Origin of the sequence: Acidovorax sp. (assembly GCF_046341535.1) — a bacterium.
Lineage (GTDB): Bacteria > Pseudomonadota > Gammaproteobacteria > Burkholderiales > Burkholderiaceae_C > Acidovorax.
Window position 1 is genome coordinate 1 of record NZ_JBKDRI010000021.1, and the last position, 16,094, is coordinate 16,094.

The following is a 16,094-nucleotide window of genomic DNA, read 5'->3' on the forward strand; positions in this document are numbered from 1 at the left end:
GAATTTGGTATCGTTGTTCTCGGCTCAGGTGTGTATAGGGCATCGTGTCTTTCCATGACGGCTAGGTCGGGGAGGACATCCTATGCCTCCTGAGCCAACCTAGCTTTTTAACGATGCACTTTGTTGTTGAATCCGCGATTCAATTTTTTCCTGGTTGTGGAGCCTACGAGCCGCTCCGCACCCCATGGACGCGGCGGCCGCGCTGCCCGCTGCAGGGCCTGGCCAATAAGGCGGTGAACCCACCTCTTTTCGCCTTTTAGTTTCCGGCATGGCCGCCCACAATGGACGCCATGAAAGCTTGGTATCACTCCCTCCCGCCCTGTGGCGCGCGTGCGCTGTGGCTGCTGCTGGCGCTGTGGGTGGCCGGTCTGGCGGGTCCGGCCCATGCAGTGCGCATCAAGGAAGTGGCTGCGGTGCAGGGCGTGCGCAGCAACCAGTTGTCAGGCTACGGCCTGGTGGTCGGGCTCGATGGCACGGGCGACCAGACCACGCAGATGCCCTACACATCGCAGGCCATGGCCAACTACCTGCAGCAAATGGGCATCAGCCTGCCGCCGGGAGCCGCCGGGCAGTTCCAGCTCAAGAACGTGGCGGCCGTCATCGTGACGGCGCAACTGCCCGCGTTTGCCCAGCCCGGCCAGTTGATCGATGTCAACGTCTCGTCCATGGGCAACGCCAAGTCGCTCAAGGGCGGCACGCTGATCGCCACGCCGCTGCGCGGTGCCGATGGAGAGATCTATGCGCTGGCGCAGGGCAATATGGTGGTGGCCGGTGCCGGCGCCGCCGCTGGTGGCAGCAAGGTGCAGGTAAACCACCTGAGCGCAGGCCGCATTCCACAGGGCGCGCAGGTCGAGCGTGCGGTGCCCACACCGCTCAACGAAGGTGACTCGATCACACTGGGCCTGAACGCCTCGGATTTTCAGACCGCGCGGCGTGTGGCCCAGGCCATCAATGCCAAGCTGGGCAATGGCCTGGCGACCGCGCTCGACGGGCGCACCGTGCAGGTGCGTGCCCCCATGGATCCCGGCGCACGCGTGGGCTTCATCGCCGACCTTGAAGAAATTCCCCTTGAATCGACAACCCCGGCCGCCAAGGTGGTCATCAACTCCCGCACCGGCTCGGTGGTGCTCAATCAGGCCGTCACTCTGGGCCCCTGCGCCATCGCGCACGGCAACCTGTCCATCACCATCAGTTCACGGCCGGTCATCAGCCAGCCCAACCCCCTGTCGCAAGGCCAGACCGTGGTCGCGCAGCAAAGTGACATCACCATCAACCAGGAGCCGGGCAACATCATCCAGATGCCGCCCTCGCCGCAACTGGCGGATGTGGTGCGTGCCCTGAATTCGTTGGGCGCTACGCCGGGCGACCTGCTGGCCATCCTGCAGGCCATCAAGGCTGCAGGCGCCCTGAACGCCGAACTGGAGGTGATCTGATGTCGCTCACCCTGCCCTCTTCGTCCAACGCCTTGACCAGCACGGCCAGCGCCTCCAACGCGCTGGCGGTGGACGTGCGCTCGCTCAATGCCCTGAAATTCGACGCAGGCACGGCCAACAGCCCGCAGGTCACCCGCGAGGTGGCCAAGCAGTTCGAATCGCTCTTCATGCGCGAGCTCATCAAAAGCATGCGGGAAGCGACCATGAAGTCCGGCCTGATGGACGGCGCGCAAGGCGACCTGGGGCAGGACATGCTTGACCAGCAACTGTCGGTCACCATGTCGGGCCGGCCTGGCGGGTTGTCGGAAGCCATTGCGCGCCAGCTCTCGCGCCAGATGGGCGCGGCGGAACCTGCGTTTTCGGTGCCTTCCACGCTCAGCCTGCCGTCCCTGTCGTATCGATCGCCGCCCATGCCCGCGACTGCGGCATCGGCCGATTCCGCCTTGCCCGTGCCCAAGGGCCGCGATGGCTTCGTGCAGCACCTGAGCGGCACCGCCGAGCGGATCGCGCAGGAAAGCGGGATCCCCGCCGCCTTCATGCTCGGCCAGGCCGGCCATGAGACCGGCTGGGGCAAAAGCGAGATCCGCCACAAAGACGGCTCCAGCTCGTTCAACCTGTTTGGCATCAAGGCCACCAAGAGCTGGACGGGCAAGGTGGCCGAAGTGACCACCACCGAATACATCAACGGCAAAGCGCAAAAGGTCGTCGCCAAGTTCCGCGCATACGACTCGTACGAGGAATCCTTCCGCGACTATGCGCGGCTCATTACCGACAGCCCCCGCTATGACAAGGTGCAGGCCACAGCCCGCACCGGCTCGGTCGTGGCCTTTGCCAGCGAACTGCAAAAAGCCGGCTACGCCACGGACCCTGAATACGCGCGCAAGCTCAGCGGTGCCATCAACAGTGCCCTGCGGGTGCAGCGGGCGCAGGCTTGACATGGAACACCCCCTGAGTCGCCTTCGGCGCCTTCCCCCTCAAGGGGGACGACGCCCTCACTGCGGGGCGGCCCTTGCTCGGCGTCCCTGGCATGGGCCGCGCCAGTCTCATGCGCCGTGCGTGCAGCTGGCGCTGCGTAAAACCGAAATGCGGGGTCAGCCATGAGTCTGCTCAACGTCGGCTCCCGCGCGCTGCTGGCCAATCAGGTGGCGCTGCAGACGGCGGGCCACAACATTGCCAACGTCAATACGCCGGGCTATTCGCGCCAGTCGGTGGTGCTGCAGACCGTGCAGGGCCAGTTCACCGGCGGCGGCTACATCGGCAAGGGCGTGGACGTGCAGACCATCCTGCGCAACCAGAGCGAGCTGCTCACCCGGCAGGCCGCGCAGGCAGGCTCGATCCAGGCCTCGGACAGCGTGCGCGCCGAGCGCATGCGCCAGTTGCAGGAGGTCTTCAGTGGTGGCACCGAAGGGCTGGGCGCGTCCATCAACGACATGATGAATGCGCTGTCGGATGTGGTGAGCTCACCCACCGACATCACGGCGCGCAATGTGGTGCTCACGCGCATGAGCGAAACCGCCGCCCGCATGCGCTCGTCGGCCGAGCGGCTCAATGACATCCAGTTCACGGTGAGCCAGCAGCTGCAAGGCAGCATCGACACGGTGAACAACCTGGCGACGCAAATCGCCGCCGTCAATGAACAGGTCGCTCGGGCCAAGGGCAATGGCCAGACCCACAACGACCTGCTGGATCAGCGCGACCAGCTCATCCGCGAGATGAACCAGTATGTGCAGGTCTCGCAGATCCCGGCAGATGACGGCACCGTGGGGCTTTTTGTCGGCGGCAGTCAGCCGCTGGTGCTGGGCAACGTGGCCACCGAGCTGTCGGTGGGCGATGCGACCGCCTTCCCCGGCAGCGGCCAGCTCAAGCTGTTCTTCAACCGCCCCGGTGAGCCTGCATTCGAGATGGACGAAAACGTGCTGGGCGGTGGCTCGGTGCCGGGGCTGCTGCGTTTCAACAACACGGACCTGGCCGAAGGCCGCAACCTGTTGGGCCGCATCGCCATGGGCATCGGCATGATCATGAACGAGCAGCAGCAGCTCGGTCTCACGCTGGACGGCCAGGTGGGCAAGCCACTGTTCAGCCTGCCCGCCAGCATGCCCGGCTCGACCAGCGGCGCGGGCGTGGGCAATGTCACGTTCACCGACCCCACCAAGTTCTCGGCCTCCGACTACGAAATCCAGTTCACCACCGGTACTGCGGGCCAGGTGGTGCGCCTGTCGGACGGGAAGACCACGGCCTTCACCAGCGCCGCCAATCTGGCCACGCTGCCAATCGACGGCCTGCAGTTCAACCTGACCACGCCGGGCGCTCCTGGCGAGCGCATGCTGTTCAAGCCGTTCAGCACCGCAGCGGCCAACATCCAGTCTCTGGTGTACTCACCGCGCGACCTGGCAGCCGCCAACCCGATCAACGCGGCCATGGGCACCTCCAACAGCGGCACGCTGCAACTGGGCAGCCTCAAGGCCACGGGCGAGCCCAACCCGCCTGGCCTGGTGCTGCCACCCAATGCCAACGCGGCAGCGGTGCCCCCGGCGCTGGGCGGTGTGCAGCTCACCTTCAATGCCGGGCCGCCGATCACCTACGATGTGCTGAACCGGGCCTCCCCACCCACCACGCTGGCCACCGCGCAGACCTATGTGTCGGGCACGCCCATTTCCATCAACGGCTGGGAAATCACCCTGGTCGGCACACCCAAAAGCGGGGACACGGTGGTGGTCGGCAATGCGCTGGATCCGAAATACGGCGACGCCTACACCCGCAACGCTGGCAATGCATCGTCACTGCTGGGGCTGCGCGATGTGAAGATGTTTGACGAGTCCACGCTCAGCGATGGGTATGCGAGCGCCATCGCCCAGGTGGGCACACGCACCCAGAGCGCGCTGTTTGCGACCAAGCTGTCCGAGGCGCTGGCCAACAACCTGGAGCGTGACCGCACCGCGGTGTCGGGCGTGAACCTGGACGAGGAAGCGGCGCGGCTGATTCAATACCAGCAGGCCTATCAGGCGTCCGCCAAGATGATTCAGATCGCCCAGAACATCTTTGACTCGCTGATCCAGGGTCTTGGCCGCTGATACCCGCGCAGGAGATTGCCATGAACAACAACATCAACCGTGTTGGCTCGGCCAACATGTACGACAACACTCTGCGCAACCTGGGCACGCGGCAGACCAACCTGAGCAACCTGCAAGAGAATCTGACCTCAGGCAAGCGCGTGCTGCGCGCCAGCGACGACCCGGTGTCTGCGGCCCAGGCCGAGCGCGCGCTGAACCGGCTGGCACGCATTCAGACGGAGCAACGTGCGCTGGAAACCCAGCGCAACGCCATCGCCCAGGCCGAGTCCGCCATGGGCGACGCCGTGGGCCTGGTGCAGGAAGCGCGCCAGCTGCTGGTGAGCGCCGGCAACGCGGCCCTGAGCAGCAGCGAGCGCGCCACCATTGCCAACCAGCTGCAAAGCCTGCGCGACCAGCTCACCGCCGTGGCCAACCGTACCGACACCAACGGCCTGCCACTGCTTGGTGCGCTGGGCAGCGCGCTGTCGCCGTTTCTCGGGCCATTGGGGGGCACGCCAGACTACCTTTTTTCAGGCCTGCCGGGTCAGGCGGCCAGCGGCGGGGTGGCGATTCCGAACACCCTGGATGGCGATGCCGCCTTCATGTTCGATGCCACGCGCGATGGCAGCTTTCATGTGGCCATCGGCCAGGGCACCAGCACCGTGATCCTGCCCGGGGCCACCACCCCATCCGTGCCAGCAGGCGCGCAGCCCAACCGCGCCCTGAACACCTCGCCGATCACCGTCTCGCCCGGCTTTGTGTTCAACAAGGACCCCGCCACGGGCCAGGCCTACAGCTACAGCGTGAGCTTTTCCAACGTGACGCTGAACACAGCCACCAATACGCTGTCGGCCACGTACAACATCACCAGCACGGACCCCGCCTTTGTCCCGCCGGCGGCGCAGACGCTCACGCCCATCAAGATTGGCGAGAAAAACGAGTTCAGCATCAATGGCGTGCCGGGCATGGCGTTCAAGATCAGTGCAACGCCTACCAAGGCGGTGGACGGCACGATCACCCTGTCGCCAGCCGATGGCGACACCCTGAACATCGCGCCCAATGCCAGCCTGTTCAGCGTGCTGGACAAAGCCGTTACCGAGCTGCGCGCCGCACCCAATTCGAGCCTGGCCAACCAGGCGGCGGGTCAGGCACTGGCCAATGTCGACAAGGGGCTGGAGCGCATGGGCAATATCCGCAGCTTTGCGGGCGAGCTGCTCAACCGCGCCGACCGCATCACCGGCGACCAGAGCAAGCGCTCGATCCAGCTGGAATCAGACCGCTCGCGCGCCGAGGATCTGGACATGGTCAAAGGCATATCCGACTTCCAGAACCAGCAAGTGGGCTACGAGGCGGCGCTCAAGTCGTATTCGATGGTGCAAAAGCTGTCGCTGTTCAATTTCATCGGCTAGCATCTGACCCATCGTCGGAACGCACCCCGCAAAGGGCCCCGCCGCCAAGCCCACTAACCTGTGCAAGATCTTTGAGGAGATCGCATTGGAGTGCAATCGGGATGAGTCGATGCTTCGGATGCGCCGCACGGGCCCCTGCCCATGCGCGCAGCTGGGGTGTTCTATCGTCCGATATCACTGCAAGCCTTGGGGCAAGCGCCTTGCCGGGCGGTCTGCGGCGTTGCGGCACTTGTGCGAGCGCGAAACGATGTTGAACAGGTTCTAAAGCACATGGTCCAATCCGTCCTCGGCAGCATGATCCTGGGCTATCGCCCTTTGTGGAATCGCGCCCGCAAGCTCGCGGCCATCCAGCTGTACGTGCACAACGAGACCTCGGCCGTGGTGGACGCCGCGCACCTGCTGCGCACGCTGCAGGTGCTGTGGACGGCCAGCTCGCCACCGCTGCTGATCTCGGCGCAAACGCGCCAACTGCTGTGCGAACTGCTCGAGCATGCGCCGCGTGGATCGCCCTGGATCGAAGTGCAGGGTGAGTGGCTGGCCGATTCGGCCATCAGCGCGCTGGTGGCGGCCGCGCACCAGCGTGGCCTCAAGCTTGTGTGGCGCGGCGACATCAGCCAGTTGCCCGAGCAGGACATCGCCCAGTGTTTCGACAACAGCCTGCTGAGCCTGGGCCCCGAGGACGCCGCGCTGGCAGTGCAGGCGACTCAGCCCCGGCGTGGCGCCCCTGCGCCGGCCAGCCCGGTACTGCCCGGCCAGATGTACGAGGGCATTGCCAGCCGCGCTCTGATGCATCACTGTCTGGATAAGCACAACGCCTTGGCCCTGGCCGGCTGGCCCACCGAAGACGTTCTGCACAGCCTGCGCCACCATCCGCAGCAGCCCTCGCAGGAGGTGATCCACCGGATGATGAAAGCGATTGACGCCGAGCAGTCGCTGGAGGCCTTCGAAGACCTGCTGGGGCAAGACCCGCTGCTGGCCTACCGATTCATGGTGTACACCAACTCGGCCTCGCTGGGCCTGCGCACCGGCATCGACTCGCTGCGCCGCGGTCTGGTGATGATGGGCTACGGCTCCATCAAGCGCTGGCTGTCGGATCAGTACCCGCACGCCAGCGTCGAGCCCGACATGCATCCCGTGCGCGAGACCATGGTGATCCGCGCCACGCTCATGACGCAGCTGCTCAATGCGGGCGTTGAAAACGAGCTGCGCCGCGAGATCTATCTCTGCGGTCTGGTAGCGCGGCTGGACGATCTGATGGGCGAACCGCTGGGGACCATCCTCCGGCGGCTGCCGTTGTCCGAACGGATTTACGACGCCACCGTGCTCGGCACGGGGCCGTACGCCGAAGGCCTGCACATGGCGTTTGCGCTGGAGACCGACGACGTCAGCGCCATCCGGCAGCTGTGCGAAACCTATGAAATGGATCTCGAAGAGGTCAACCGCGCCCTGCTGCGCGTGCTGAGCGAGCTGGTGGTGGAGCGGCCGGCCAGTTCCAAGAATCGCTGACGCACCGCGCAGCCCTGTGGTTCAACGCATCGCGTTCACCACGCGCTGGTAGGTTTTCCAGAACGCTGCCTCCTGCGTGGTGGCGAAATTGATGCGCATGAGCGTGCTGGGCTTGCGCTCGGCATGGAACAGCGCACCGGGCGCCATGAGGTAGCCCTCGTCCAGCATGCGCTGTGCCAGCGCGTCGGTGTCCACGCCGGTATCCACCCAGCCAAACAGGCCCACAGGCTCGGCCGCAAAGTTGCAGCCCGATTGCAGCGCCAGCTTGACGCTGCGCGAGCGCGCAGCATCCAGCCGGGTGCGGATGCGCTCGGCATGGCGGCGCAACTGGCCCTGCTCGATGCACAGCGCCAGGGCTTTTTCCAGCAGCGCGGGCGTGGTCAGCGTGGCCAGCAGCTTGGTGTCGAGCATCGGCTCCACCAGCGCAGCCGGCGCGGCCAGGTAGCCAATGCGCCAGTTGGGCGCGAGGATCTTGGCAAAGCCGCTCACGTAGATCGTGCGCGAGAGGCCATCGAGCGCCGTCAGGCGTGTGGCGTGCTCGGGCGCAATGTGGCTGTAGGTGTCGTCCTCGACCACATGAAAGTTGTGCTGGTTTGCCAGTTGCAGGATGCGGTGCGCGCTGCCCGGCGACAGGCAATACCCCGTGGGGTTGTGGAACACGCTCACGCTCACGTAGAGCTTGGGCCGGTGTACCTCGCAGTAGCGGGCCATCACCTCCAGGTCAGGGCCGTCGGCGCGGCGCGGCACGGGCAGGATGTGCATGCCCATGGCAGCCAGCCGCGCGAACTCCACCGCCCAGCCGGGCTCCTCCACCATCACCGGGTCGCCCGGGCGCAGCAGCGTGCGGCTGACGATGTCCAGCGCGTGCGTGGCCCCCACGGTGGTAATGATGTGCTCGGGCACGGTGTGCACGTTCAGCGTGGCCAGCTTCTTGGCCAGCAGGCGGCGCAGGCCCGCATCGCCCAGCGGCTCGCCGTACTGGAGCGAAAAATCCTGCAGGTTGCGCGAACTGCTGACCTTGCGCACCGCAGCGGGCATGAAGGTGGACTCCAGCCAGTGGGGCGGGAACACGCCCATGCCCGGCTGCGGCTTGTCGCTGATCTTGTGGAACATTCCGCGAATCAGCGCCGTGGCGTTGACGGGCGACACCCCCGGCCCGGCGCGGCCTGCAGCGCGAGCCGAAAACCAGTGCGCCGTGCTCCAGTTGGCCGCAACGCTTTCGGTGGCCAGGTCAGCGGGCAGACCATCGGGCATAGCAAGGCGGTCGGCTGCCGGGCTGTTCTCGCGCACGAAAAAACCCCGGTTCTTGCGCGCCTCCACCAGGCCCTGGGCCAGCAGCTGGTCGTAGGCGGCCACCACGGTCGAGGGGCTCACACCGTTTTGCTCGGCGCATTGCCGCACCGATGGCAGGCGCGCGCCGGGCGCCAGCAGGCGGTTGCGGATGCGCTCGGCGAAGCGGGCAGACAACTGCTCGGTGAGCGACTGGGTGGCCGATTTCATCAACATGGGTTGTTCCTGAGGGCGTTGCTGTACTGTCCTGCCAAGCAATACAGTTCTGCGACTGCGTTGACTGTCTGTACTGGTTGTGTACTGATTTGCAAGATTACATTGAAGGCTCGTTGCCGACAAGAGCCCACATCTCCCCCGCCCATGAGCGCTGCCGAACTCACTGCCCTGCTACTGCTGTGCACCGCCATGAGCTTTTCGCCGGGGCCCAACACCACGCTTTCGACAGCGCTGGCCGCCAACCTGGGCCTGCGCCGCGCACTGCGCTTTTGCCTGGCCGTGCCTACGGGCTGGACGCTGCTCATGCTGGCATGCGGCCTGGGCCTGGGGGTCATCATCACCACCGTGCCCGCCCTGCGGTGGGGCGTGACGTTGACGGGCGTGGCCTACATGCTGTGGCTGGCGTTCAAGCTGTCCCGCGCCGGGCAGCTTGTGCAGGTGGATGCGTCGCGGCTGCAGGTGGGTTTCTGGCAGGGCGTGGGCCTGCAGTTCGTGAACATCAAGGCCTGGATGCTGGCGCTCACGCTCAGCGCGGGCTGGGTGGTCAACGCCGCCGGGCAGCCCGCCACCAACCCCGGTGAGCGCCTGGCCATCGTTTGCATGGTGATGGTCGGGTTCGCGTTCTCCAGCAATTTTGTGTATGCCCTGGTGGGCTCGCTGCTGCGCCAGTGGCTGGCCCGTGGGGCGCGGCTGCTGTGGTTCAACCGCGCCCTGGCCCTGGTGCTGGTGGTCACGGCCAGCTGGATGGTGACGCTATGAACGCGGCCCAGGAACGCGAAGCGCTGCTGTGGGGCATGGTGGGCATCACGCTGTTTGCCGCCACGCTGCCCATGACGCGGCTGGCCGTGGGCACGCTTGAGCTGCCCCAGCTTTCGCCATGGTTTGTCACTTTTGGCCGCGCCTCGGTCGCCGGTTTTTTGTCGGCAGGCTACCTGCTGTGGCAGCACCGCCAGGGTCGGCTGAACGTGCCCGTGCGGGGCGAATGGAGCCTCTTGGCCATCACGGCATTTGGCGTGATCGTGGGGTTTCCGCTGTTTCTGGCGCTGGCGTTGCAGCATGTGCCCAGCACGCACGGGGCCGTGGTCACGGCGCTGCTGCCGCTGTCTACCGCCGTGCTGGGTGCGCTGTGGTTCCGCCAGCGGCCCTCGCGCGGCTTTTGGGTGTGCGCGGTGGTCGGCAGCGGCCTGGTGCTGGGTTTCATGGTGTGGCGCGCGGGTGGCATCTATCTGGGTGCGGCCAACGTCTACCTGCTGATCGCCATGACGACCGGTGCCCTGGGCTACATCGGCGGCGCGCGCCTCACGCCCCGGCTGGGAGCCGAGCAGGTCATTTGCTGGGTGCTGGTGTGCTTCCTTCCGCTCACGCTGCCACTGGCCTGGTGGTTTGCGCCCGCCCACCCCTTGGCCATCAGTACCACCAGCTGGATCGGCTTTGCCTATGTGTCGCTGTTTTCCATGTGGATCGGATTTTTTGCCTGGTACCGCGCCCTGGCACTCGGCGCCGTGCGGGTGAGCCAGATCCAGCTGATGCAGCCATTTTTGAGCCTGCTGTTTGCCGTGCCGCTGGCAGGCGAGCGGCTGGACCTGGCCACGCTGCTGTTTGCCCTGGCCGTGATGGCCACGGTGTATGTGGGCAAGAAGATGCCCGTAGGCCCCGCCGGAAGACCCGCATGAAGATCAGCCCTATCCCATTTACCACCACCGACTGGGCCGCCGTGCCGCGCGAGGAAAAAAGCGCGCAGGCAGGCCAGGCCTTCTGGCGCACGCAGCAGTTTGGCGACATCCGTGTGCGCATGGTGGAGTACACGGCCGGATACGTTTCGGACCACTGGTGTACCAAAGGCCATGTGCTGCTGTGCCTGAGCGGCGAGCTGCACACCGAGCTGTCCGACGGCCGCACGTTCACGCTGACACCCGGCATGAGCTACCAGGTGGCCGACGACGCTGAACCCCACCGCAGCACAGCACCCCAGGGCGCGATGCTGTTCATCGTGGACTGATTGCGCCGGTTGCCCTTGAATCCGATCGCCGCCCTTCGAAAGACGCCTCATGCAACATTCGGTTGAACACGCTTTGCAACAACTGCCCGGTCCGGCAGGCGAGCGCTTTGCCGTGGTCATGACCCACGGCAGCATGCGCACCGAGCTGTATGCCCCGCGCGGCCACGACCCGCAGCAACCGCACACGCAGGATGAGCTGTATTTCATCCACAGCGGGCAGGGCGACTTTGTGCAGGGCGACGAACGCTTCCCGTTCAAGGCGGGCGACGCGTTGTTTGTACCGGCGGGGCAGGTGCACCGCTTCGAGAATTTTTCTGACGACTTTGCAACATGGGTGGTCTTTTGGGGCCCGCCCGGAGGAGAAAAAGCATGAAATTGAATGACCTTCCACAGACTGACAACACCACAAGCTCATGGACCCTGGCGCGCCGCGCCGCGCGCATGAACCCCTCGGTCATCCGCGAGATTCTCAAGGTCACCGAGAAGCCCGGCATCATCAGCCTGGCCGGCGGCCTGCCATCGCCCAAGACCTTCCCGGTATCGGCCTTTGCCGAAGCCTCGGCCGCGGTGCTGGCCCAGGATGGCCCCGCGGCCCTGCAGTACGCCGCCAGCGAAGGCTACGCACCGCTGCGCCAGGCCATTGCTGATTTCCTGCCGTGGAACGTGGACCCGGAGCAGATCCTCATCACCACCGGCTCGCAGCAGGCGCTGGATTTGATCGCCAAGGTGTTGATCGACGAGGGCAGCCGCGTGCTGGTCGAAACCCCCACCTACCTGGGCGCGCTGCAGGCCTTCACGCCCATGGAGCCCAAGGTGGTGGCCGTGGCCAGCGACGACGAAGGGCTGCTGGTGCAAGACCTGCGTGCCAAGCTGGGCACAGGCGCCGACAAGGCGCGCTTTTTGTACGTGCTGCCCAACTTTCAGAACCCCACGGGCCGCACCATGAGTGAGGCGCGCCGCGCCGAACTGGTGGCCGCCGCAGCCGAGCTGAACCTGCCCCTGGTGGAAGACAACCCCTATGGCGACCTGTGGTTTGATGCCCCCCCGCCCGCGCCGCTCACGGCCCGCAACCCCGAGGGCTGCATCTACATGGGCTCGTTCTCCAAGGTGCTGGCCCCCGGCCTGCGCCTGGGTTACATCGTCGCGCCCCGTGCCGTGTACCCCAAGCTGCTGCAGGCCAAGCAGGCGGCTGACCTGCACACGCCCGGCTACAACCAGCGCCTGGTGGCCGAGGTGATGAAGGGCGGCTTCCTGGACCGCCATGTGCCCACCATCCGCGCGCTGTACAAGCAGCAGTGCGAAGCCATGCTCACCGCGCTGGACGCGCAAATGCAGGGTCTCGGGGTGCACTGGAACCGCCCCGACGGCGGCATGTTCCTGTGGGTGCGCCTGCCCGAGGGTATGAGCGCCATCGACCTACTGCCCAAAGCGGTCGAGCGCAATGTGGCCTTTGTGCCCGGCGCGGCCTTCTATGCCGACCACGCCGACCCGCGCACGCTGCGGCTGTCGTTCGTCACGTCCACGGCCGAGCAGATTGCCACCGGCATCGCTGCGCTGGCCGCGGCAATACGCGAGCAACAGGCCCCAGCGCGCTGAAGGCCACAACCGGCGCGAAAGCCCCTGGCACGCGCCGTGTCCTGCCCACCGTGGCCGCCGAGCCAGCGCCAAGCCCGCGCCGCCGGATCCATCACACCCGCCAGGAGCGCTCATGCACCATCGCCCGTACCAGCAAGTCGATGTCTTTACTGCCACGGCCTACCAGGGCAACCCGCTGGCCGTGGTGCTGGACGGCACCGGCCTGACCTCGGCGCAAATGCAGCAGTTCACGAACTGGACCAACCTGTCTGAGGCCACGTTTGTACTGCCCCCCACGCCCGAAGGCCGCGCCGCCGGAGCCGACTACCGCGTGCGCATTTTCTGCCCCGGGCGCGAGCTGCCCTTCGCAGGCCACCCCACGCTGGGCACCTGCCATGCGTGGCTGCGGGCCGGCGGCCAGCCCCAGACGGCAGGCAAAGTGGTGCAGGAATGTGGCGTGGGCCTGATCACCCTGCGCCAGGACGGCGATCGTCTGGCTTTTGCCGCGCCGCCCCTCATCAAAAGCGACCCGCTGGCAGAAGACGATGTGGCGCTGATCGCACGCGGCCTGGGCGTGCCGCGCAGCGACATCCTGCACCACGCCTGGTGCGATAACGGCCCCCACTGGCGCGGCGTGATGCTGGGCAGCAGCGCGCAAGTGCTGGCGCTCAGGCCCGACGCCAGCATCCTCGGCCAGCTCGACGTGGGCGTGGTCGGCCCGCGCGGCAAGGTCGGCGTGGTGGGTAGCACTGACGCCGAAGGCATCGCCCTGGAGGTGCGCGCCTTTTTCCCCAGCAACAACGGCCTGGCCGAGGACCCGGTGACCGGGAGCCTGAACGCCGCACTGGCGCAGTGGCTCATCGGTGCGGGCCTGGCCCCCGCCCGCTACGTCGCCAGCCAGGGCACCTGTCTGGGCCGCGCCGGACGCGTGCATGTGGAACAAGACGGCGACACCATCTGGGTGGGCGGCAGCAGCGTGACCTGCATGGAAGGCCAGGTGTTGCTGTGACGGCGTGCGGCGTCGACCATCTGGTGGTGTACGCCGCTGACCTGGCCAGCGGCCAGGCCTGGTGCGAGCGCACGCTGGGCGTGACGCCCACGGCCGGCGGCGAGCATCCGCTGATGGGCACCCACAACCGCATCCTCAACATCAGCAGCCCCGCCCACCCTCGCGCCTACCTGGAAGTAATTGCTATTAATTACGGAGCGCCAAAGTCAATAGCGGCAGGCGCAAAGCGGTGGTTTGATATGGATAATGCCCGTTTGCAGCAGCAGGTGGCCGCGCACGGCCCGCAGCTCATCCACTGGGTGGCCACCGTGCCCGACGCGGCAGCGTGCTGCGCTGCGCTTTCAGCGCTGGGCATGGATCGCGGCTCCATCATCACCGCCAGCCGCCCCACCGAGGCCGGCCTTCTGCAGTGGCAGATCACCGTGCGCAGCGACGGCCAGCGCCTGATGGACGGCTGTCTGCCCACACTCATCGAATGGGGCGCGGTACACCCCTGCGACAGTCTGCAGGCCAGTGGCGTGCAGCTGGAGCAACTGACGTTGCAGCATCCGCAGGCGGCTGCGCTACATGCGGCCTGCCATGCCATCGGTGTCGCGCACTGCGTCGCCATCGCGCCCGGCGACGAACCTCATCTCCAGGCCCAGCTCAGCACCCCACGCGGCACCGTGACCCTGTCATCCAGTGGCCCGACGCGATCGACCCCATGAACACCCGCCTCGACCCCACCGCCCTGCTGCCCACGCTGGCAGACATCGAAGCCGCCGCCGAGGTCGTGTACCGCGACTTCGCTGCCACGCCCCAATACCGCTGGGGGCTGCTGAGCCAGCGCCTGGGCACCGACTGCTGGCTCAAGCACGAGAACCACACCCCTGTGGGTGCGTTCAAGATTCGTGGGGGCCTGACCTACTTTGACCAGCTCGCCCAGCGTGGCGCACTGCCCCAAGAAGTGATCAGCGCCACACGCGGCAACCACGGACAAAGCATGGGCTGGGCTGCACGCCGCCACGGCGTGGCCTGCACCATCGTCGTGCCACACGGCAACTCGGTGGAAAAGAACGCGGCCATGCGCGCGCTGGGTGTCACGCTCATCGAGCATGGCAAGGATTTTCAGGAAGCCCGCGAACATGCCTTGCAAGTTGCGGTGGAACGCAACGCCCACATGGTGCCCAGCTTTCACCCCGACCTGCTGCGCGGCGTGAGTACCTATTGGTGGGAATTTCTGCGCGCCGTGCCGCAGGTTGACGTGGTGTACGTGCCCATCGGCCAGGGCTCAGGCGCGTGCTCGGCCATCGCCGCCAAGCTGGCGCTGCAGCACCCCGTGCGCTTGGTTGGCGTGGTCAGCAGCCATGCCACCACCTACGCCGACTCGCTGGTCGCAGGCCATGTGGTCGAAGCGCCCGTCACCACCCAGCTGGCAGACGGCATGGCCTGCCGCGTGGCCGATGCCGATGCGTTGGCCGTGATGGCGCCGCACATCGACCACATCGTGCAGGTCAGCGATGCGCAGGTGGCCGCGGCCATGCGCGCCCTGTTTGCCGACACGCACAACGTGGCCGAAGGGGCCGGCGCGGCCGCGCTGGCCGCCGCGCTGCAGGAGCGCGATTCGATCCAGGGCTTGCACGTGGGCCTGGCGCTGACCGGCGGCAATGTGGACGCGCCGGTGTTCGGTGAGGTTCTGGCGGGCTGAAGCACCCGCAGCTGGCGCTGAAAAAGCTACGTTTTTTATAGCATTGGTCGCTTTTGCGACAAGCGTATTTGGCGGTTTCTGCTCACAATCGGCCGCATGGGAACCCTCTATCTCGTGCGCCATGGTCAGGCCTCTTTTGGCGCGGCCGACTACGACATGCTCAGCCCCCTGGGCCATCGGCAGGCGATGCGCCTGGGCGAACACTGGCGCGAACGCGGGTTGGGGTTTGATGCGGTCATCACCGGCACACTGCGCCGCCACACGCAAACGATTCAAGGCATTGCCGAAGGTTTGCAGACCAGGCCCGAGGTGCTGCAATTGCCCGGTCTGAACGAGTACGACAGCCTTGCGCTGATCGCGGCCATCCACCCCCAGCCCCTGGACCCAGCCGACACACCCGAGCGGTACCGCGCCCATTTCCGCATCCTGTGCGATGCGCTGGCGCAATGGATGGCAGGCGTCATCAGCCCCCAGGGCATGCCCACCTGGAATGAGTTTTCAGCCGGTGTGCGCGCGGTGCTCGAGCATGTGCGCCAACACCATGCCGACCAGAACGTGCTGCTGGTCAGCAGCGGCGGCCCCATCGCCACGGCCGTGGGCGAGGTGCTGGGCACGGCACCGGAGGTGACGATTGCGCTGAACATGCGCATTCGCAACAGCGCAGTGACGGAGCTTTCGGTCTCGCCCAAGCGGCTGATGTTGCAGACGTTCAATACCTTGCCACATCTCCATGCGCTGGAGCATGCGGAGTGGGTGACGCATGCGTGAGGGGTTTTTTGGAATCGCGGATTCAACAACAAAGTGCATCGTTAAAAAGCTAGGTTGGCTCAGGAGGCATAGGATGTCCTCCCCGACCTAGCCGTCATGGAAAGACACGATGCCCTATACACACCTGAGCCGAGAACAACGATACCAAATTC

At 66.2% G+C, this 16,094-nt stretch carries 15 protein-coding genes; 14 read left to right on the plus strand and 1 reads right to left on the minus strand.

Features of this window, described 5'->3' with window-relative positions:
- Positions 1-281: 281 nt before the first annotated feature.
- From ACK543_RS01135 to ACK543_RS01155, 5 genes are all read left to right on the plus strand, one after another.
- Complete coding sequence (locus ACK543_RS01135) at positions 282-1,433, plus strand: flagellar basal body P-ring protein FlgI (protein WP_409941045.1); 1,152 nt, start codon at positions 282-284, stop codon at positions 1,431-1,433.
- Positions 1,433-2,368 carry a flagellar assembly peptidoglycan hydrolase FlgJ gene (gene flgJ, locus ACK543_RS01140; protein WP_409941046.1) on the plus strand — a complete coding sequence of 312 codons (936 nt, stop codon included), beginning with the start codon at positions 1,433-1,435 and terminating at the stop codon, positions 2,366-2,368. The genes ACK543_RS01135 and flgJ overlap by 1 nt, the downstream gene beginning before the upstream one ends.
- 162 nt (positions 2,369-2,530) lie before the next feature.
- A complete protein-coding gene (flgK, locus tag ACK543_RS01145; RefSeq protein WP_409941047.1) occupies positions 2,531-4,504 on the plus strand; it encodes a flagellar hook-associated protein FlgK in 1,974 nt (657 codons plus the stop codon).
- Positions 4,505-4,524: 20 nt separating this feature from the next.
- The gene (flgL, locus tag ACK543_RS01150; protein WP_409941048.1) at positions 4,525-5,892 is read left to right on the plus strand and encodes a flagellar hook-associated protein FlgL; all 1,368 of its coding nucleotides are present in this window, start codon (positions 4,525-4,527) and stop codon (positions 5,890-5,892) included.
- A gap of 270 nt (positions 5,893-6,162) precedes the next feature.
- Positions 6,163-7,398, plus strand: a complete 1,236-nt coding sequence (locus ACK543_RS01155) for an HDOD domain-containing protein (protein WP_409941049.1) — start codon at positions 6,163-6,165, stop codon at positions 7,396-7,398.
- A gap of 21 nt (positions 7,399-7,419) precedes the next feature.
- On the opposite strand, the gene ACK543_RS01160 is transcribed toward ACK543_RS01155, so the two are convergent.
- Complete coding sequence (locus tag ACK543_RS01160; protein WP_409941050.1) at positions 7,420-8,904, minus strand: PLP-dependent aminotransferase family protein; 1,485 nt, start codon at positions 8,902-8,904, stop codon at positions 7,420-7,422.
- Positions 8,905-9,048: 144 nt separating this feature from the next.
- On the opposite strand from ACK543_RS01160, the gene ACK543_RS01165 reads away from it, so the two are divergent.
- The 9 genes from ACK543_RS01165 to ACK543_RS01205 all read left to right on the plus strand — a co-directional run bounded on the left by ACK543_RS01165 (position 9,049) and on the right by ACK543_RS01205 (position 15,942).
- On the plus strand, positions 9,049-9,663 hold the full coding sequence (locus tag ACK543_RS01165; protein ID WP_409941051.1) for a LysE family translocator: 615 nt from the start codon (positions 9,049-9,051) through the stop codon (positions 9,661-9,663).
- Positions 9,660-10,577, plus strand: a complete 918-nt coding sequence (locus ACK543_RS01170; RefSeq protein WP_409941052.1) for a DMT family transporter — start codon at positions 9,660-9,662, stop codon at positions 10,575-10,577. The genes ACK543_RS01165 and ACK543_RS01170 overlap by 4 nt, the downstream gene beginning before the upstream one ends.
- Positions 10,574-10,903 (plus strand): DHCW motif cupin fold protein, encoded by a 330-nt coding sequence (locus ACK543_RS01175; protein WP_409941053.1) that lies wholly within the window; start codon positions 10,574-10,576, stop codon positions 10,901-10,903. The genes ACK543_RS01170 and ACK543_RS01175 overlap by 4 nt, the downstream gene beginning before the upstream one ends.
- 49 nt (positions 10,904-10,952) lie before the next feature.
- Complete coding sequence (locus tag ACK543_RS01180; RefSeq protein ID WP_409941054.1) at positions 10,953-11,276, plus strand: cupin domain-containing protein; 324 nt, start codon at positions 10,953-10,955, stop codon at positions 11,274-11,276.
- Positions 11,273-12,499 (plus strand): PLP-dependent aminotransferase family protein, encoded by a 1,227-nt coding sequence (locus ACK543_RS01185; protein ID WP_409941055.1) that lies wholly within the window; start codon positions 11,273-11,275, stop codon positions 12,497-12,499. Before ACK543_RS01180 ends, ACK543_RS01185 begins: the two co-directional genes overlap by 4 nt.
- 112 nt (positions 12,500-12,611) lie before the next feature.
- Positions 12,612-13,487 carry a PhzF family phenazine biosynthesis protein gene (locus tag ACK543_RS01190; protein ID WP_409941056.1) on the plus strand — a complete coding sequence of 292 codons (876 nt, stop codon included), beginning with the start codon at positions 12,612-12,614 and terminating at the stop codon, positions 13,485-13,487.
- Positions 13,484-14,194, plus strand: coding sequence for a VOC family protein (locus ACK543_RS01195; RefSeq protein WP_409941057.1), 711 nt, complete (start codon positions 13,484-13,486; stop codon positions 14,192-14,194). Before ACK543_RS01190 ends, ACK543_RS01195 begins: the two co-directional genes overlap by 4 nt.
- Complete coding sequence (locus ACK543_RS01200) at positions 14,191-15,174, plus strand: threonine dehydratase (RefSeq protein WP_409941058.1); 984 nt, start codon at positions 14,191-14,193, stop codon at positions 15,172-15,174. The genes ACK543_RS01195 and ACK543_RS01200 overlap by 4 nt, the downstream gene beginning before the upstream one ends.
- A 96-nt stretch (positions 15,175-15,270) precedes the next feature.
- Complete coding sequence (locus tag ACK543_RS01205; protein WP_409941059.1) at positions 15,271-15,942, plus strand: histidine phosphatase family protein; 672 nt, start codon at positions 15,271-15,273, stop codon at positions 15,940-15,942.
- Positions 15,943-16,094 lie beyond the last annotated feature (152 nt).